18 protein-coding genes are annotated in these 18,699 nt (G+C 63.0%); 13 read left to right on the forward strand and 5 right to left on the reverse strand.

Translation table 11 applies throughout. From position 1 onward, the window contains the following. Nucleotides 1-43: 43 nt before the first annotated feature. From hisD to KVU_RS08465, 7 genes are all read left to right on the forward strand, one after another. On the forward strand, nucleotides 44-1,348 hold the full coding sequence (gene hisD / locus KVU_RS08435; RefSeq protein WP_014537892.1) for a histidinol dehydrogenase: 1,305 nt from the start codon (nucleotides 44-46) through the stop codon (nucleotides 1,346-1,348). Then, on the forward strand, nucleotides 1,345-1,821 hold the full coding sequence (locus tag KVU_RS08440; RefSeq protein ID WP_013384799.1) for a UPF0262 family protein: 477 nt from the start codon (nucleotides 1,345-1,347) through the stop codon (nucleotides 1,819-1,821). The genes hisD and KVU_RS08440 overlap by 4 nt, the downstream gene beginning before the upstream one ends. Next, nucleotides 1,818-2,288 (forward strand): arsenate-mycothiol transferase ArsC, encoded by a 471-nt coding sequence (locus KVU_RS08445; RefSeq protein WP_013384800.1) that lies wholly within the window; start codon nucleotides 1,818-1,820, stop codon nucleotides 2,286-2,288. Before KVU_RS08440 ends, KVU_RS08445 begins: the two co-directional genes overlap by 4 nt. Before the next feature lie 107 nt (nucleotides 2,289-2,395). After that, entirely contained in the window at nucleotides 2,396-2,614 is a 219-nt protein-coding gene (infA, locus tag KVU_RS08450; RefSeq protein WP_013384801.1) for a translation initiation factor IF-1, read from the forward strand. A gap of 14 nt (nucleotides 2,615-2,628) precedes the next feature. Beyond that, nucleotides 2,629-3,228 (forward strand): Maf family protein, encoded by a 600-nt coding sequence (locus KVU_RS08455; protein WP_013384802.1) that lies wholly within the window; start codon nucleotides 2,629-2,631, stop codon nucleotides 3,226-3,228. 3 nt (nucleotides 3,229-3,231) lie between these two features. Beyond that, entirely contained in the window at nucleotides 3,232-4,275 is a 1,044-nt protein-coding gene (locus KVU_RS08460) for a ribonuclease E/G (RefSeq protein WP_013384803.1), read from the forward strand. Then, a complete protein-coding gene (locus KVU_RS08465) occupies nucleotides 4,265-4,477 on the forward strand; it encodes a DNA gyrase inhibitor YacG (RefSeq protein ID WP_014537894.1) in 213 nt (70 codons plus the stop codon). The genes KVU_RS08460 and KVU_RS08465 overlap by 11 nt, the downstream gene beginning before the upstream one ends. Here KVU_RS08465 and KVU_RS08470 read toward each other — a convergent pair. The 5 genes from KVU_RS08470 to KVU_RS08490 are packed head-to-tail and all read right to left on the reverse strand — an operon-like array spanning nucleotide 4,474 to nucleotide 11,727. Beyond that, the gene (locus KVU_RS08470) at nucleotides 4,474-6,375 is read right to left on the reverse strand and encodes an acyl-CoA synthetase (RefSeq protein ID WP_014537895.1); all 1,902 of its coding nucleotides are present in this window, start codon (nucleotides 6,373-6,375) and stop codon (nucleotides 4,474-4,476) included. The genes KVU_RS08465 and KVU_RS08470 overlap by 4 nt on opposite strands. 21 nt (nucleotides 6,376-6,396) lie before the next feature. Continuing rightward, nucleotides 6,397-8,181: an ABC transporter transmembrane domain-containing protein gene (locus KVU_RS08475; protein WP_013384807.1), complete on the reverse strand. Its 1,785-nt coding sequence runs from the start codon at nucleotides 8,179-8,181 to the stop codon at nucleotides 6,397-6,399. Continuing rightward, the gene (gene glyS, locus KVU_RS08480; RefSeq protein ID WP_013384808.1) at nucleotides 8,181-10,253 is read right to left on the reverse strand and encodes a glycine--tRNA ligase subunit beta; all 2,073 of its coding nucleotides are present in this window, start codon (nucleotides 10,251-10,253) and stop codon (nucleotides 8,181-8,183) included. Before glyS ends, KVU_RS08475 begins: the two co-directional genes overlap by 1 nt. 2 nt (nucleotides 10,254-10,255) lie before the next feature. After that, entirely contained in the window at nucleotides 10,256-10,789 is a 534-nt protein-coding gene (locus KVU_RS08485; protein WP_013384809.1) for a DUF6446 family protein, read from the reverse strand. Then, on the reverse strand, nucleotides 10,786-11,727 hold the full coding sequence (locus KVU_RS08490) for a glycine--tRNA ligase subunit alpha (protein WP_013384810.1): 942 nt from the start codon (nucleotides 11,725-11,727) through the stop codon (nucleotides 10,786-10,788). The genes KVU_RS08485 and KVU_RS08490 overlap by 4 nt, the downstream gene beginning before the upstream one ends. 159 nt (nucleotides 11,728-11,886) lie before the next feature. Here KVU_RS08490 and KVU_RS08495 point away from each other — a divergent pair, with 159 nt between their 5' ends. The 6 genes from KVU_RS08495 (at nucleotide 11,887) to KVU_RS08520 (ending at nucleotide 18,694) form a co-directional block, all read left to right on the forward strand. Continuing rightward, the gene (locus KVU_RS08495; protein WP_014537896.1) at nucleotides 11,887-13,653 is read left to right on the forward strand and encodes a serine protease; all 1,767 of its coding nucleotides are present in this window, start codon (nucleotides 11,887-11,889) and stop codon (nucleotides 13,651-13,653) included. Between the two features lie 41 nt (nucleotides 13,654-13,694). Then, nucleotides 13,695-14,438: a monofunctional biosynthetic peptidoglycan transglycosylase gene (gene mtgA / locus KVU_RS08500; protein WP_014537897.1), complete on the forward strand. Its 744-nt coding sequence runs from the start codon at nucleotides 13,695-13,697 to the stop codon at nucleotides 14,436-14,438. Nucleotides 14,439-14,539: 101 nt separating this feature from the next. Then, on the forward strand, nucleotides 14,540-15,205 hold the full coding sequence (gene fzlA, locus KVU_RS08505; protein ID WP_013384812.1) for an FtsZ-binding protein FzlA: 666 nt from the start codon (nucleotides 14,540-14,542) through the stop codon (nucleotides 15,203-15,205). Between the two features lie 19 nt (nucleotides 15,206-15,224). Beyond that, complete coding sequence (queG, locus tag KVU_RS08510; protein ID WP_013384813.1) at nucleotides 15,225-16,241, forward strand: tRNA epoxyqueuosine(34) reductase QueG; 1,017 nt, start codon at nucleotides 15,225-15,227, stop codon at nucleotides 16,239-16,241. Nucleotides 16,242-16,320: 79 nt separating this feature from the next. Then, nucleotides 16,321-17,415, forward strand: coding sequence for a carboxynorspermidine decarboxylase (locus KVU_RS08515; protein WP_044008194.1), 1,095 nt, complete (start codon nucleotides 16,321-16,323; stop codon nucleotides 17,413-17,415). A gap of 40 nt (nucleotides 17,416-17,455) precedes the next feature. Beyond that, complete coding sequence (locus tag KVU_RS08520; RefSeq protein WP_060486271.1) at nucleotides 17,456-18,694, forward strand: saccharopine dehydrogenase family protein; 1,239 nt, start codon at nucleotides 17,456-17,458, stop codon at nucleotides 18,692-18,694. Nucleotides 18,695-18,699: the final 5 nt, after the last annotated feature.

The following is an 18,699-nucleotide window of genomic DNA, read 5'->3' on the forward strand; positions in this document are numbered from 1 at the left end:
CCCGGCGCGCACGCCGCTAATCGCGACGGCAAAGGAGACCGCCATGCCGCTGCATCTGAACACGCTGGACGCTGATTTCGAACAGGCCTTTACTGCCCTTTTGGGGATGAAGCGCGAGGATAGCCCCGATGTGGATGCCATTGTGGCGGGCATCATCAGCGACGTGCGCCAGCGCGGCGACGCGGCCCTGATCGAGCTGACCGCGCGCTTTGACCGCCTTAGCCTGACCCCCGAGACGATCCGCTTTTCCGAGGCCGAGATCGACGCCCTGATCGCCAAAGTGCCCCCGATCGAGGCAGAGGCGCTGGAACTGGCCGCCGAACGCATCCGCACCTATCATGCCGCCCAGATGCCGCAGGATGCGCGCTGGATGGATGATGCGGGCGCGGAGCTCGGCTGGCGCTGGACGCCGATTGCAGCCGCTGGCCTTTATGTCCCGGGCGGCCTTGCGTCCTATCCCTCGTCGCTGTTGATGAATGCGATCCCGGCCAAGGTTGCGGGCGTCAAACGCCTTGCCGTGACCGTGCCGACGCCCGATGGCGTGGCGAATCCGCTGGTGCTGCTGGCCGCGCGGCTGGCGGGCGTGGACGAGGTTTACCGCGTCGGCGGCGCGCAGGCGGTGGCCGCACTGGCCTATGGCACCGCGACGATCCCGGCGGTGGATAAGATCACCGGCCCCGGCAATGCCTTTGTCGCCGCTGCAAAGCGCCGCGTATTCGGCAAGGTCGGCATTGATATGATCGCCGGCCCGTCGGAAATTCTGGTCATCGCCGATGGCGACAACAACCCCGACTGGATCGCGCTTGATCTGATGTCGCAGGCCGAACATGACGCCAGCGCACAGTCGATTTTGGTCACCGACAGCCCTGCCTTTGCCGCCGCGGTTGAGACCTCGGTCGCAAAACTGCTGACCACCCTTGCCCGTGCCGAGATCGCGGGCGAAAGCTGGCGTGACTTTGGCGCCATCATCATCGTGCGCGATATGGCTGAGGCGGTTCAGCTTTCAAACCGTATCGCGCCCGAGCATCTGGAAATCTGCACCGCCGACCCCGAGGCCCTGCTGACCCAGATTGATCACGCTGGCGCCATTTTCCTCGGCCAATGGACGCCCGAGGCGATCGGCGATTACATCGGCGGCCCCAACCACGTGTTGCCGACCGCGCGCTCGGCGCGATTCTCGTCGGGCCTGTCGGTGATGGATTTCATCAAACGCACCACCATCGCCCGCATGACGCCCGAGGCTTTGCGCGCCATAGGCCCCGCCGCCGAAGTGCTGGCCGCCTCGGAAAGCCTTCAGGCACACGGCCTGTCCGTCACCGCGCGGCTCAAGGCGCTGAACGAGGAATGAACCGGCTGATCGCCATCACGCTGGCCGAGGGGGGCCATGCCTCGCATCAGGCCCTGCAAGAGCGGCAGGTGGCGATCCGTGATCTGTTGGAGGAGAACGCCTTTGCGATCCCTCCGCGCCCCGACTATCCCCTGCCCGCAGGTCCCTATCGCCTGCATCTGGCGCTGCTGGATCGTCGCTTGCACTTTACCGTGACCAGCGAATCCCACGATCCGACCGTGGCCTTTCAATTGGCGCTGGGGCCGTTCCGGCAGGTGTTCAAGGATTACGCCCAGATCTGCGGCAGCTATCATAGCGCGGTGAAATCCATGCCGCCCGCCCGGATCGAGGCGATCGATATGGCGCGGCGCGGCATTCACAATGAAGGCGCCAGCATTTTGCAAGAACGCCTGCACGGCAAGGCGGAACTGGATGCCGCCACCGCGCGCCGCCTGTTCACGCTGGTCTCGGCCCTGTGCGAGGACGTGCTATGAAAGCGCCGCTGCCGGCCTCGATCCTGTTTTGCTGTGATCAGAATTCCGTCCGCTCGCCCATGGCCGAGGGGATTATGAAAAAGCTATATGGCCGTGATTGTTACGTGCAATCGGCGGGCGTGCGGTCGGATCTGGAAATTGATGGCTTTGCCATCGCCGCCTGTTCCGAAATCGGGGTCGAGCTGTCGCGCCACCGCGTGCGATCTTTTGACGAGATGCAGGATTGGGGTGATGATCTGTCGTCCTTTGATCTTGTCGTGGCCCTGTCGCCCGCATCCGAGGCGAGGGTGCTGGAGCTGAGCCAGTATTTCCACATGAATGTCGAATACTGGCCGATCATCGACCCAACCAACGCTGGCGAATCGCGCGAGACCCGCCTTGCGGCCTATCGCGACGCGCGCGACATGATCATTCAGGCCCTGACAGATCGCTGGGGCAGCCCCGCCATGGCCGAACAGCCACTGTAAATTCGCACTGCTATCCCGCCAAATGAGTCTTTGCCCTTGAAAAGCGGGCGCAGTCGGCGCATCTAGCACCCGTCCGCACCAGGCGGATGGTGCTATCAGGAGATCACATGGCCAAGGAAGAACTGCTCGAATTCCCGGGTGTCGTCAAGGAACTCCTGCCGAACGCGACGTTCAGGGTCGAGCTAGAGAACGGCCACGAGATCATCGCGCACACGGCAGGCAAACTGCGCAAGAACCGCATTCGCGTTCTGGCAGGCGACAAAGTCCAGGTCGAAATGACCCCTTACGATCTGACCAAGGGTCGGATCAACTACCGCTTCCGTTGACAGCTCGCGTGCCCATGATGGGCCTGCGGCTGATACTGGGTTCGGCCTCGCCGCGGCGGGCCGAGCTGCTGGGGCAGCTTGGCATCGCAGCCGATGCGATCACCCCAGCCGATATCGACGAGACCCCCGCAAAGCTGGAAATGCCGCGTGATTACGTGGCCCGCATGTCGCGTGAAAAGCTGGCAGCCCTGCCGGCCCGCGATGATGCGGTGACGCTTTGCGCCGACACGACCGTCACTATGGGCCGCCGCATCATGGGCAAGCCCGAAAATGCAGCCGAGGCGGCCAGCTTTCTTTACGCCATGTCCGGCCGCCGCCACCGTGTGATCACCGCGATCTCGGTCGGGCGCGGCGCAGACAGCTGGCATCGCGTGGTGGAGTCGGTCGTCAAATTCAAAGTGCTGTCCGATGCCGAAGTGAACGCCTATATTGCCAGCGGCGAATGGGCGGGCAAGGCCGGCGGCTATGCTATTCAGGGCCGCGCCGCGGCCTTTATCCCTTGGATCAGTGGATCGTTCAGCGCTATCGTTGGCCTGCCGCTGTCCGAGACCGCAGCTTTGCTGCATACGGCCGGCTATCGCGCCGCCGACACGATAATCGCGAACGGGGAATAACACATGAAGGGCCGCAGAATCGTCCTTGACCACTATCAGGGGCGCGAAGCCGCTGCCCTTTTGGTGGATGGCCGCCTTGATGACCTGCTGATCGACAGCGATCAGGTACGTACCGGCGCCATTTTCCGTGCCATCTGCGACCGCCCGCTGAAGGGTCAGGGCGGCATGATGCTGCGTATCCCGGGCGGCACGGCGTTCTTGCGTCAGGGCAAAGGTCTGCATCCGGGTCAGGCCATGCTGGTCCAAGTGACCGGCATCGCCGAGGATGGCAAAGCCGTCCCCGTAACAGACCGCGTGCTGTTCAAAAGCCGTTTCGCCATCATTACCCCCGGCGCGCCCGGTCGTAATATCTCGCGCCAGATCGACGACGAGGAAGAGCGCGACCGCCTTGCCGCCATCGCGCATGAGGCGATGGAAGGCGCGGATGAGGGCACATTCGGCCTGATCATCCGTTCATCCGCCGCAGGCGCGGACGAGGATGATATCTATGACGATATCCGCGAAATGCTCGATCTGGCCGTCGCCGTCATGGCCGATGCCGAGGGCACCGAGCCAGAGGCCCTGACCGAAGGCGATGGCCCGCACGACCTGGCGTGGCGCGAATGGTCGGCCCCCGATATCGAGACGATCCCCGGCGGTTTTGCGCGCGAAGGCGTCGATCAGATGATCGAGGATCTGGCCGAGACCCGCGTCGAAATCGGCGAAGGCACGATGTATGTCGAGACCACCCGTGCGCTGGTTGCGATTGATGTGAACACCGGCGGCGACACATCCCCCGCCGCCGCGCTAAAGGCGAACCTTGCCGCCGCCCGCGCCCTGCCCCGTGCGCTGCGGATGCGCGGCCTTGGCGGCCAGATCGCCGTCGATTTCGCCCCCATGTCCAAGGCGCACCGCAAGCAGGTTGAACAAAGCCTGCGCGCCTCGTTCAAACTGGACCCGATCGAGACCAGCCTTGTCGGTTGGACCACGATGGGCCTGTTCGAGCTGCAGCGCAAACGCGAGCGTCTGCCCCTTGCCCAATTGCTGGAGGGGGCCAATGGCCAGTAAGTGCCCCATCTGCGGCAAAGCGACGGTGGCGGAATATAAGCCCTTTTGCTCGGCGCGCTGCGCCGATGTGGATTTGGGCCGTTGGCTGGGCGGCAACTATCGCATTGCATCCGAGGATAACGACGAGCAGGAAGAAGCGCTGCAAGAGCTTGAAAAACTGATCGATTCAGAATTTCCGCCGGACGGCACCACCCGCCATTAACTGGCGGGTGCCCAATCCCAGACCAGCGCATAGCGCCCCATAAGGGCGCGAAACGCATCCTCGTCAAAGCCATCGCCCCGCGCGATATAGGTCACAAGACCGCGCTTGCGGTCTTCCTCGACCAGCGCAACCGTGGCTGCCAGCCCCGCATGTTTGAATGCCTCGTCCAGCACGCGCTGGATCGCCAGCTTGCGCAAAGCCGGTTTGAAAATCTTGCCGACAGCGGTTTTCGGCAGCTCGTCCAGAACCTCGATATGACGCGGCACAGCGGCGCGCTCGGCAATATGCTTGCGGGCAAAGGCGGTCAGCTCTGTCGGGGTGATCGTCGCATCACGCACCAGCTCGACATAAGCGCAGGGCAACTCGCCCGCATGCGGATCGGGCTGGCCAACTGCCCCGACAAAAGCCACCTCGGGATGCGCGGCCAGCGCCTCCTCGATCTCAGCGGGGTCGATATTATGGCCACCGCGAATGATCAGATCCTTGGACCTACCGGTGATAAAGATATAGCCGTCCGCGTCCAGCTTGCCCAAATCACCCGTGCGCAGCCACAGCGGCTGGCCATCCGCGCCGGGGTAAAACAGGTCGGCATTGCGCGCATCTTCGGTGTAGGTATGGCCGGGAAAGACGCCGGGACTTTGCACACATATCTCACCCACTTCGCCGACAGCGCAGGGGAATTGCGTCACCGGATCAATGACGCGGATTTTGGTATGCGGCACCGCAATCCCGACCGAGCCGATTTTCTTGGGGCCGTTCGGCGGGTTCACAGCGACAAGGCAGGTCGCCTCGGTCATGCCGTAACCCTCGCAGATGGTCAGGCCTGCGGCGTCCTCGAACCGTTTATACAGCTCGACCGGCAGCGCGGCAGAGCCTGAGATCGCCAGTTTCAGTGACGAGATATCCGCATCCACCGGCCGCTGCATCAGCGCCGAAATCGCCGTGGGCACGGTGATCAGAAAGGTCGCGCGATAACGGGCGATCAGCTTCCAGAAGTTGTCGAACACGCCTTTGCCGCGATAGCCTGCAGGCGTCGGCAACACCAGTTCCGCCCCAGAGGCCGTCGCCATCCCCAGCACCACGACCGAGCCAAAGACATGGAACAGTGGCAGCGGGCACATCATCACATCGCGTTCGGTGAACAGCACATGCGCCCCGACCCATGCGTTATAAGTGATGCCGGAAAACCGCTGCTGCGCGACCTTTGGCAGGCCCGTCGTGCCGCCGGTGTGGAAATAAGAGGCCACGCGGTCGTGGGTGCCAACCTCGAACACCGGATCGACCGGCTGCGCGGCGATGGCGCGGGTGAAATCCACCACCTTGGCCTGATGCTGCACGTCCAGTTTGGGACGCATGAAACCCGCGATAATCCGTTTGAAAAACGGCAGATAACGGGCAAGGTCAACCTCCAGCACCGTTTCCACCTCGGGCGCCAGAACCAGCGCCAGCGCCGCCTTTTGCGCCACATCGGAACTGGGCATGGATTTCAGCGTGACCAGCACCTTGGCCCCCGTCTCGCGCAGGATGCTGGCGATCTGTTCGGGTTCCAGCAGGGGGTTAATCGGGCAGACAATCCCCGCCGTTTGCGCCGCGAAATAGCTGAGGACCATTTCCGTACAATTGGGCAGCAGCAGCGCGACCGTGTCGCCCTCGCTCACGCCAAGGCTGCGCAGCAGGTTTGCCGTTTGACCGACCTTATCGCGCACCTGCGACCAGGTCAGCGTCTCGGCCCGTGCGCGCGGATCGGACAGCAGTTGAAAGGTGACGCCCCGGCGCGCGCCGAACTGATCGGCGGCGCGCTGTACCATCTGCCAGGACGTGGCGGGGAAATCCGCGGGGGGCCATGGCGTATGCGCCTCGATTGCGGCGCGGTCAGCGACGCTTGCAAATGCGACCATGGTAGTCCTCCCGACCAGTCTTTAGGCGGCGTCGGCAGCGATGAATTGCAGCCGGGCCAGCCGGGCATAAAGCCCACCCTCGGCGACAAGGCTATCATGCGTGCCCTGCGCGACAAGACGTCCCTGCTCAAAAACAAGAATGCGATCGGCACGTTTCACCGTCGCCAGACGGTGCGCGACGATCAGCGTGGTGCGCCCACGCGCCAATTGCTCGACCGCCTTTTGCACCGCAGCTTCGCTTTCAGCGTCCAATGCGGATGTCGCCTCGTCCAGCAACAGCACCGGCGCATCGCGCAAGATCGCGCGGGCAATGGCGATACGCTGACGTTGACCGCCCGACAGCATGATGCCACGCTCGCCGACATAGCTGTCATAGCCCTCGGGCAGCGCCATCAGGAAGTCATGCGCGGCGGCCGCGCGGGCGGCAGCCTCGACCTCGGCATCGGTGGCGGTGGGGCGGCCAAAGCGGATATTCTCGCGCGCGGTGGCGGCAAAGATCGCGGGGTCCTGCGGCACCAGAGCCATCTGCGCACGAAAATCGGCACGCGCCATATCGCGCAGATCGGTATCGCCCAGCCGGATCGCGCCCGATTGCGGATCATAGAAACGCTCAAGCATCTGGATGATCGTGGTTTTTCCCGCACCCGACGGCCCGACCAGCGCCACGGTCTCGCCCGGCGCGATGGTAAAGCTGATCTGGTTCAGCGAAGGCGCATCCGGTCGCGCCGGATAGCTAAAGGTCACATCATCGAAATGGATCGGCACATCGCGCAGATCAGGCGCTGACACCGGCTGCACCGGATCAACGACGGGGTCCTCGGTCTCCAGCAGCTCGACCAGACGCTCGGTCGCGCCGGCGGCGCGCTGCAGCTCGCCCCAGACCTCGGTCAGGGCGCCGGCAGCACCGGCGACCATGATGGCGAGGACGACGAATTGCACCAGCTCGCCCACAGACATGCGGCCCGCACGCACATCATGCGCCCCGATCCACAGCACGCAAACAACGCCGGCAAAGATTAGGAACATCACCACAGCCGTCATCGCGGCGCGGGTGCTGACGCGGTTGCGCGCCGATTGGAACGCCGCCTCGGTCGTCGTATTGAAACTATCGCGACTGGCGGATTCATGCGTAAAGGTCTGGACGGTCTGCGCGGCAAGCAATTGTTCCGACGCCTGCCCGGCAGACCGTGCGATCAATTCCTGATTCTCGCGCGCCAGAACGCGCAAACGGCGCCCCAGCAAGACGATCGGCACCACAACCAGTGGCACGACCAGCATGACAAGCAAAGTCAGTTTCGCGGCCGTGATAAACAGCAGCACCAGCCCGCCCGCCAGCATGATCAGATTGCGCAGCGCCGACGAGACCGAGCCACCGATCACCGATTGGATCAGCGTGGTATCGGTCGTGATACGCGACAGCACTTCGCCCGTCAGGATACGCTCATAGAACGTGGGGCTCATGGAAATCATGCGGGCAAAGGCGGATTTGCGGATATCGCTGATCACCCGCTCGCCCAGCCGGTTCACCAGATAGAACCGTGCGGCAGACCCCACCGCCAACAGGCCTGCAACGCCCAAGGCGAGCAGGAAATAGCCGTCCAGCACGGCGACGTTTTCCGCGCTAAAGCCGTCGACAACATGGCGCACGGCAATCGGCAGTGCCAGCGACACCAGCGCTGTCAGCACCAGCGCGCCCAGCGCCGCCAAAAGTTGCGACCGATAGGGACGCAAGAACGGCCAGAGCGCGCGCAGCGCCCCCATATCACGCGAGGCGGGGCGGTCGGACGCAGGCGCGCCGCGGGCCATCAGCCGACCAACCGCGAAAGATCGGCAACCTGCAGGCAGATCGTCCGAATTTGTCCCAGCAGGTTCAGCCTGTTGCGCCGCACGATCGCGTTTTCCGCATTCACCTGAACACCCGCAAAAAACGCATCAATCGGCGCGCGCAGTGCGGCCATCGCGGCCATGGCACCGGCGAAATCCTCGGCGGCGATGGCGGGGGTGATCTGCCCCTCGGCGCGCGTCAGGGCCGCGAACAAGGCACGCTCGACTTCATCCTCGGCAAAGGCCGGATCGGCACCGAATGAATATTCGACGCCATCTTTGGCTTCGGCCTGGGTCAGGATATTATTGGCGCGTTTGAACCCTTGGACAAGGTTCTCGCCGTCATCCGTTTTCAGGAAGGCTTGCAGCGCGCGGGCGCGGCGCACCAACAGATCCAGATCATCATTGCCCGGCATCGCAAGGCAAGCGTCGATCACATCATGCGACAGGCCCTCGTCCTTTAGGAAGACCTTCAGGCGGTCGTGGAAGAAGCCCAGCAGGTTTTCGGCCACAGGCGCAGTCTCGCCCGCCGTGCCACTTGCGGCGAAATTCGCGGCCAGCGGCGCAGCCAGCGTATCGCGCAGCGGCAAGCGCAGCCCATTCCCCAGCACCAGCCGGATCACGCCCAGCGCAGCGCGGCGCAGCGCGAAGGGGTCTTTCGAGCCGGTCGGCTTTTCATCCATTGCCCAAAAGCCGGTCAGCGTATCCAGCTTGTCGGCCAGCGCGACGGTGGCCGATACGGCCTCATGCGGCACAGCATCATCGGGACCCAGCGGTTGGTAATGGCCCTTGCAGGCATTGGCGACAGCGTCAGACAGGCCAGCGGCGCGGGCGTAATAGCCGCCCATCGTGCCCTGCAGTTCGGGGAATTCCCCGACCATTTCAGACCGCAGGTCAGCTTTGACCACACGGGCGGCCAGCGCCGCCTCATCCGCGTCTGCGCCAGTGACGGGGGCCAGCGCACGGGCCATCGCCTCGATCCGCGCGATACGGTCGGTTTGGCTGCCAAGGCGGTTGTGGAAGGTCACATTGGCAAGGCCCGCGGCCATCCCTTCAAGACCCGCGCGCGAGACGGTGCGCAGGTCGTTTTCCCAAAAGAATCGGGCATCCGACAGGCGCGCAGCCAGCACTTTGCCATTACCTTGCAGGATCGTCGCGCCATCATCAGCGGTCAGGATATTGGCGACGGTGATGAACGCCTCGATCCGGCCGGTCGCGGGATTGCGCAGCGAGAAGAATTTCTGATGCTCGCGCATCGAGGTTTGCAGCACCTCGGGCGGCAGGCCGAGGAAAGCCTCGCCAATCGGGCCCATCAGCACGACCGGCCATTCGACAAGGCCCGCGACCTCGGCCAGCAGACCCTTGTCCTCGACGACCTCTAGCCCCTTGGCAAAGGCGGCATTGGTGGCATCGGTCCAGATCGTATCGGCGCGCTGATCGGCGCGCAGCATGACGCGGGCGGCTTGCAGCTTTTCTTCGTAATCGGCAAAGCCGGTGACGGTGATCACGCCCGGCGCCATGAAACGATGACCGCGCGTGGTGTTGCCCGCCACGATGCCATCGATATCCACCGGCACCACCTGATCATCCAGCAGGCAGATGATCGAATGCAGCGGGCGCACCCAGCGCAAATTGCCCGATCCCCAGCGCATGGATTTGGGCCAAGGGAAATTGCGGACAGCACTGGTCAGCACCTCGGCGATAATCTCGGGTGCTGCACGCCCAGGCTTTTCGGTGACGGCAAAATAGGTATCGCCGCGCACGTCCAGCTGATCAACCGTCAGGCCGGTCGCGCGTAAAAAGCCCTGCAATGCCGCCTCGGGGGCATTGGTGCGGGGGCCTTTGCGTTCCTCGCGCACAGCGCGCGATTGCGCGGTCAGGCCCGACAGCGTCAGCACCAAACGGCGCGGGGTCGAAAAGGCACCTGCCCCCTCATAGGTCAGGCCAGCCTCGACCAGACCATCGGTGACCAGTCGGCGCAGGTCATCAGCCGCGCGGGTTTGCATCCGCGCCGGGATTTCCTCAGAAAACAGTTCGATCAGCAGGTCGGCCATACTTATACTTCCGGTGCAGGAGGGCAGTCCTCGGGCGCGGCTTCGCCATCATAGACGACCTCGCCGCAACGGTTCATTTGGTTCCACGCATAGGCACGGCCATCGGGCATGACAGCCACCACACGGTCGATGCCGTAATGGACGTTCTCTTGCCACAGATAGGCCTGCGCGGCGCCCGCTTCCAGCGCCTCGCCAATTTCGCGGGCGTTAAAGCAGTCGAACCAGCCGGGGCCGACCAGTGGTGTCGCGCCCGGATAGGGCGCGAAATTCGCGGCAATCTCGACCGGCGGGGTGGTGGCGGCGAAACAGGCACGGAACCGCAGCGGGCTCGAATTGCTGTCAATCGCTTGCAGCGCGGTGACCGACAGCTCGGCTGCGGTGCCGTCATTGCGCAGCAGCGTGACAGGGCCGATCTCTTCGGGGGTCAGGCGATTATAATAGGCGTAAACTTGGGTGTAATACATGCCCGCGCCAAAGATCAGCGCAAAGGCCAGCATCCCGCCCAGCATCAGCCGGGCCATGGTTTGAGATTTCATTGGGCGGCCTCCTCGGGCACGTAACCAGCGGCGCCGGTCAGCACAAAGGCGTCGGCGCAGGCCTTGGCCAGCGTACGGACGCGGCCGATATAAGCCTGGCGTTCAGTGACCGAAATCACGCCCCGCGCATCCAGCAGATTGAACAGATGGCTGGCCTTGATGCATTGGTCATATGCCGGATGCACCATAATGATCCGCTTGCCGGTTTTGGGGTCGATGGCGGGCTGGTCGAGCAACGCTTTGCACTCAGCCTCGGCATCTTCGAAATGCTTCAGCAGCTTTTCGGTATTGGCCGCATCGAAATTGTGGCGCGAATATTCTTCCTCGGTCTGGTGGAAGATATCGCCATAGGTCAGTGCGATCGGCGCATCGGGGTCATTGAACGGCATGTCCATGACGTGATCGACGCCCAGCACATACATCGCCAGACGCTCGAGGCCGTAAGTCAACTCGCCCGCGACGGGTTTGCAATCATGGCCGCCGACCTGCTGGAAATAGGTGAATTGCGACACTTCCATACCGTCGCACCAGACCTCCCAGCCCAGACCCCAGGCACCCAGCGTCGGGCTTTCCCAGTCGTCCTCGACAAAACGCACGTCATGCAGACGGGTGTCGATACCAATCGCATCAAGGCTGCCCAGATACAGCTCTTGCAGGTTGGGGGGGCTTGGCTTCACCAGAACTTGATATTGGTAATAGTGCTGCAGGCGGTTCGGGTTCTCGCCATAGCGGCCATCCGTCGGGCGACGCGAGGGCTGCACATAGGCGGCTGCCCATGGCTTGCTGCCCAGCGCGCGCAGCGTGGTGGCGGGGTGAAAGGTGCCCGCGCCGACTTCCATGTCATAGGGTTGCAGCACCGCACAGCCTTGCGCGGCCCAATAATTTTGCAGCCGCAGGATGATCTCTTGGAAAGATCGGGGGGCGCGGGTGTCCGTCATCGCAACCTCGGGGTTATCGCTCGCGCCGCCGTTGGCGCCTCATCATTGCCGTTTCCTTATTGCGAGAGGGCCACAGGGTCAATGAACCCCGCGCTTTTGGGCTGGCCAAGGGCCGCAGTCCCGCTAAGGTCGGCGCATAAAGCGCCCAAAGGAATAGCCATGCTGCCCCGTCTTCGTGTTGCCTTGCACCATCTGGTTTTCGCCGCCATGCTTTGCATCAGCGCAGGCAGCGCAACCGCCCAGGACAGCACCCGCGCCTATATCCAGGTCGAGGCGCAGCCCACCCTTGCGATGGCCCAGCAGCGCGTGCGGGCCTATGCCGGTGCATTGCCCGATGTCTCGGGTTGGGCCCTGCCCAGCGGCTGGTATGCGATTGTATTGGGCCCCTATAGTCGCACAGATGCGGCCATCTATCTTGATCAGCTGATGACCGAGGCGCAGGCCCCCAATGACAGCTATATTGTGGACGGCGCGCAGTTCCGGCAGCAATTCTGGCCGATTGGCCTGGGTGTCGCCAGCACGCCGCTGCCGATCCCGATGAACAGTGGCCGCCCGGTGAATGTGCCGCCGCCCGGCCCCGCGCCCGTCACTCCGCTGCCCGTCACCCCGCAGCCTATAAACCCACAGCCCGCGCCTACCGCACAAGCCGAAACGGTCGAGCAAGCCCTCGCCGCGGAAGGTGCCCTCAGCAACGGCGACAAACGCCTGTTGCAAAGCGCAATGCGCGATGCGGGCGTGTATGGCGGCGCGATTGACGGGCTGTTCGGGCGTGGCACCCGCGATGCGATGGCCGCGTGGCAGGCGCAGAACGGCTATAGCCCGCTGACCGGCGTTCTGACCACCGACCAGCGCGCCGCCCTGATGGCGCAGTATAACGCTGTGCTGGATGATCTGGGGATAGAGCGCACGGTCTATGACATGGCGGGGATCGAGATTGATCTGCCGACCGCTGTGGTCAATTTCCAAGAGGTGACGCCGCCATTTGCCCGCTGGCAGTCGGATGATGGCGCATATGCGGTGCTGCTGATCTCGCAGCCCGGCGACCGCGCGCGTCTGGCCAGCCTTGCGGCGACGCTGCAATCGCTGCCCTTTGTCCCTGCGGGTGCGGATGTGCAGGTCAGCGCGACGGGCCTTAGCATCACCGGCGCCAGCGGCGACAGCCGCATTCGGATCGAAGCGGGCCTGCATGACGGCGCGATCAAAGGCTATGGCCTGATCTGGCCGGCCGCAGATCCCGCATTCGACCGTCTGTTCGCGCGGATGCAGCAAAGCTTCCGTGCCATTCCCGGCGTGCTTGCGGCGCCCGCCGCCGCTGCGCAGGCCGATACAGCCTTGACCGCCGGCCTGTCGCTGGACGCGCCGCGCCTTGTGCAGGCCGGGATCTACATTGACGCCCAAGGCCTGGTGCTGACGGCTGCCGCGCCCCTTGCGCAATGCAGCCGCATCGCGCTGAACGGCGACACACCCGCCCGTATCACCCAAACCGCCGGCGAGATGGCCCTGCTGCAGCCCGAACTGCGCATCGCCCCTACCGCCGTCGCCCGATTCGCAACCCCGCAAGATGGCGCCGCGATCACCGGCGCGGGCTATCCCTATGGCCACACCCTTGCGCAGGCCAGCACCACGCCCGGCCAGATTACGGCGCTGGATGGGCTGACGGGCACTGCCGATCACCTGCGCCTGACCATGCAGGCAACAGCCGGCGATATTGGCGGGCCGCTGCTGGATGCGGGCGGAGATGTCGTGGGTATGCTGCTGCCGCAAACGGCGGGCCTGCCGCAGACGGTTCAGATCGCGGCCTCATCGGGCGCCATTGCGCGCCTGATCAACGCCCCCGCCCCGCTTGCCGTGATCAGCGCCCCCATCGCACCCGAGGCTGTCAGCACACGCGCCCGCCTGATCACCGCACAAATTTCCTGCTGGTAAGCCCGCTTGACCGAAAGCCCCGCCCATGCCTAATGCAGGGGATGAGCGCGCAAAAAGCCAAAAGACCTGCACGTAAATCCGCTGCTGCGCGACCCGCGCGTGGCAAGCTGCCGTGGCGCGCCTGGCTGGTGCGCGGGGCGAAATACGCGGCAATGGGGTTTGGCGGGCTGGTGGCGCTCTTTTTGCTGCTGGTGCTGTTGTTCGCCTTTGTCCGCCCGCCGACCACGCCCTATATGGTCGCCGAATCGTTCCGTCAGGGCGGTGTGCGCCATGAATGGGTCGCGATGGATCGCATCGCCCCCGCCATGGCCTTGGCCGCCGTCGCCGCCGAGGATGCCAATTTCTGCACTCACTGGGGCCTTGATCTGGATGCGATCCGCTTTGCGATTGATTCGCGTCTGGGGGGGGCTTCGACCATCAGCCAGCAGGTGACCAAGAACGTCTATTTGTGGCACGGTCGCAGCTGGCTTCGCAAATCGCTAGAGGCGCTGATGACCCCGGTGATCGAGCTGTTCTGGTCAAAGCGCCGCATCCTCGAGGTCTATTTGAACATCGCCGAATTCGACCGCGGCGTGTTCGGGGTCGAGGCCGCCGCCCAACATTACTTTGGCACCAGCGCCGCCAATCTGACCAATCGCCAAGCGGCGCTGTTGGCGGCGATCTTGCCAAATCCGAAAGAACGCTCGCCCCTAGACCCCAGCGCCTTTGTGAACCGGCGGGCCTCATCCATCATGGATGGCGCTGCGACAATACGCGGCACAGCCCGCGCCGCCTGTTTTTCCTAAGATCGCGCGCCTATTTTCCAAAGGGAAGACGGGCTTCTACTTGATTGCGCGGCCGGTTCGCTGCATTCAGGGGCCATCCACCCAGATATTGCCGAGCTGCCATGACACGCCTCTATCATTATCCCCTCTCGCCGTTCTGCCGCAAAGTCCGCCTGTGCCTTGGCGAAAAGCGGATCGAGGTCGAGCTGGTCGAAGAGCGCTATTGGGAGCAAAGCCCCGATCTGATGCGCCGTAACCCTGCGGGCAAAGTGCCGGTGCTCAAGCTGGAAAACCGCTTTTTAACCGAAAGCACGGCGATCTGCGAATATCTGGAAGACATCGTCCCCACCCCCGCCCTGATGCCCCAAGGGGCCGAGGCAAAATACGAGGTGCGCCGCCTGATCGGCTGGTTCGACGATAAGTTCTTTAACGAGGTCACCAATAAATTGCTGACCGAGCGTATCTTTAAAAAGGTGCAAGGCGGCGGCTATCCCGATTCGACCCGCATCAAAGAAGGCGCGCGGGCGGTGAAATATCATCTCGACTATATGAACTGGCTGCTGGAAAGCCGTCGCTGGCTGGCCGGGAATGATATGACTTTGGCCGATTTCACCGCGGCTGCGCATCTGTCGTGTCTGGATTACATCTCGGACGTGGATTGGAACCGTTCGGATCTGGTGCGCGACTGGTATGCGAAAATCAAATCCCGCCCGGCGTTCCGGTCATTGCTTGCTGACCAGATCCCCAGCTTTTTACCCGCCCCCCACTATGCCGACCTCGACTTCTGATCCCCAGACTTCTGATACCATGAAAGCGCGGCTGAAGGCCGCCGCGCTGGATGCGGGCTTTGTCGCGATGGGCATCTGCCGCCCCGACAGTATCCGCAAGGATGGTGACGGTCTGCGCGCCTTTGTCGCCGACGGGATGCATGGCGAGATGCAGTGGCTGGAAGACCGTATCGACTGGCGCGCGGACCCCACCGCGCTGTGGCCGCAAGCGCGATCGGTCATCATGCTCGCCGAAAGCTATGCGCCGACCTATAATCCGCTGGACGCGCTAGAGGACCCAGCCCGCGGCGCAATCAGCGTCTATGCGCAGGGCAAGGATTACCACGATCTGGTGAAAAAGCGCCTGAAACGCGTCGGTCGCTGGCTGATCGAACAGGCCCCCGGCTCTGAGATCAAGGTTTTCGTCGACACCGCCCCCGTGATGGAGCGCCCCCTTGCGCGCGAGGCGGGTCTTGGCTGGACGGGCAAACACGGCTGCATCCTGTCGCGCGATTTCGGCAATTGGGTGTTTCTGGGCTGCATTTTCACCACGCTGGATTTGGAACCCGACCAGCCCGTGCGCCCCAGTTGCGGCAGTTGCACGGCCTGCCTGGATATCTGCCCGACGCAGGCCTTTATCGGGCCGGGGCGGCTTGATCCGCGCAAATGCGTCTCTTACCTGACGATCGAGCATTCCGGCCCGGTGCCGCTGGACCTGCGAGGCAAGCTGGGGAACCGCATCTATGGCTGCGACGATTGCCTTGCGATTTGCCCGTGGAACAAATTCGCGGTCGAGGCCAGCGATATCCGCTATCATGGTGATGTAGGAAATCCGCCGCTGGACGAGTTGGCGGGGCTGGATGACACCAGCTTTCGCGCGCGGTTTTCCGGCAATCCGATCAAGCGAATCGGCGTGAACCGCCTTTTGCGCAATGTGATGTATGCCATCGGCAACTCGGGCAAACCGCATCTGCGCGCCAGCGCCCAGCGGCATCTGAACGCCGAAGACCCGGTGCTGCGCGATGCAGCCGAATGGGCGGTGGCGCGTTTGTCATAAAATTGCGCCTGACCTTGCGCATAGGGGGAATGGGCCGTATAGGACGGCCCTTATTATTTTGGCCTTTGGGGGATGCGTGGTGATAGAGACACCCTTCTACCTGATCGACCGCACGAAACTTTCGCGCAATCTTCAGATCATCAACCGACTGCGGGACTTGTCGGGCGCAAAGACACTGCTTGCACTGAAATGCTTTGCCACCTGGCCGGTCTTTGACCAATTGGCCGAGGTGATGGACGGCACGACCTCGTCCTCGCTGTACGAGCTGCGCCTGGGGCACGAGAAGTTCGGCAAGGAAACCCATGCCTATTCCGTCGGTTGGTCCGATGCCGAGATCGACGAGGCTGTCAGCTACGCCGACAAGATCATCTTCAACTCGATCGGGCAGCTGACGCGCTTCGAGGCGGCCTCCAGCAAGGTCGCGCGTGGATTGCGGCTGAACCCGCGCTTTTCGACCAGCGGTTTTGATCTGGCCGATCCCGCGCGCGCCTTTTCGCGCCTTGGCGAATGGGATGTGGACAAGATCCGCGCGGTGCTGCCGCTGATCACCGGCGTCATGATCCACTACAATTGCGAGAATGGCGATTTCGACCTGTTCGACCGGCAACTGACGCGGATCGAGGACGAGTTTGGCGAGATTCTGCGCCAGCTCGACTGGGTCAGCCTTGGCGGCGGCATCCATTTCACCGGCGAGGGCTATCCGCTGGAGAAACTCGCCGCGCGCCTCAAGGCCTTTGCCGCGAACATGGGTGTGCAGGTCTATCTCGAGCCGGGCGAAGCGACGATCACCAACACCACCTCGCTAGAGGTCACGGTGCTGGACATCCTGAACAACGGCAAAGACCTTGCCATCGTCGACAGCTCGGTCGAGGCGCATATGCTGGATCTGCTGATCTATCGCACCACCGCCAAGATGGAGACATCGGGCGATTATCCCTATCAGATCGCGGGTAAGTCCTGTCTGGCGGGCGATATTTTCGGCGATTTCACCTTTCCCAAACCCCTGCAGGTCGGCGATCGTTTGTCGATTGCCGATGCGGCGGGTTATACAATGGTCAAGAAAAACTGGTTCAACGGCGTCAAGATGCCCTCCATCGTGATCCGCGAATTGGATGGTAGCATGACCGTTGCGCGTGAATTCGGCTATGCCGACTATGCCTCCAGCCTCGGCTGAGTGAGGCCCTTCCCTCTGTCCTTAAAGGAGACGGTTCGAAGTGAAAAAGAACGTCCTCATTATCGGCGCCGGTGGCGTCGCCCAAGTTGTCGCGCATAAATGCGCACAAAATAACGATCGGCTTGGCGATCTGCATATTGCCTCGCGCACCAAGTCGAAATGCGATGCAATCATTCAAAGCGTGGCTGACAAGGGCGCGATGAAGGTTGCAGGCAGCTTTACGGCCCATAGCGTCGATGCGATGGACACTGCCGCCGTCGCCGATCTGATCCGGGCAACAGGCGCCCAGATCGTGATCAACGTGGGTTCCGCGTTCGTGAACATGTATGTGCTAGAGGCCTGTATCCAGACGGGTGCCGCCTATCTGGACACAGCCATCCACGAAGATCCCGCCAAGATCTGCGAGATCCCGCCGTGGTATGGCAATTACGAATGGAAGCGCCGCGCCGATTGCGCGGCCGCGGGCGTCACCGCTATCTTGGGCGTTGGGTTTGATCCGGGCGTGGTCAATGCCTATGCCCGCCTTGCCGCCGACGATTATCTGGATACGGTCGAAAGCATTGATATCGTTGATATCAATGCGGGCAGCCATGGCCGCTGGTTCTCGACCAACTTCGACCCGGAAATCAACTTCCGCGAATTCACCGGCACAGTCTATTCGTGGCAGAACGGCGCATGGCAGTCGAACAAGATGTTCGAAGTCGGCAAGGAATGGGACATGCCGGTCGTCGGCACCCAGAAGGCCTATCTGACCGGCCATGACGAGGTTCACTCGCTGTCCGCGCGTTATCCGGATGCGGATGTGCGGTTCTGGATGGGCTTTGGCGATCACTATATCAACGTCTTCACCGTGCTGAACAACCTTGGCCTTTTGTCCGAGAAGCCGGTGAAAACCGCCGAAGGGCTGGAAGTCGTACCGCTGAAACTGGTCAAGGCCGTGCTGCCCGACCCCTCCAGCCTTGCGCCCGATTACACCGGCAAGACCTGCATCGGGGACTTTGTGCGCGGCACCAAAGATGGCGCACCGGCCGAGGTGTTCATCTATAATGTCGCCGATCACGAAGATGCCTATGCCGAGACCGGCGCGCAGGGCATTTCCTATACCGCAGGCGTGCCGCCTGTCGCCGCCGCACTGCTGGTCGCGGACGGTACATGGGATGTGAAAACCATGGCGAACGTCGAAGAGCTTGACCCCAAGCCCTTCCTGAACCTGCTGAACCGGATGGGTCTGCCAAACCGCATCAAGGATGCAAACGGCGACCGCGCCCTGGAATTCTAAGCTAC

The organism is Ketogulonicigenium vulgare WSH-001 (assembly GCF_000223375.1).
Taxonomy (GTDB): Bacteria; Pseudomonadota; Alphaproteobacteria; order Rhodobacterales; family Rhodobacteraceae; genus Ketogulonicigenium; species Ketogulonicigenium vulgare.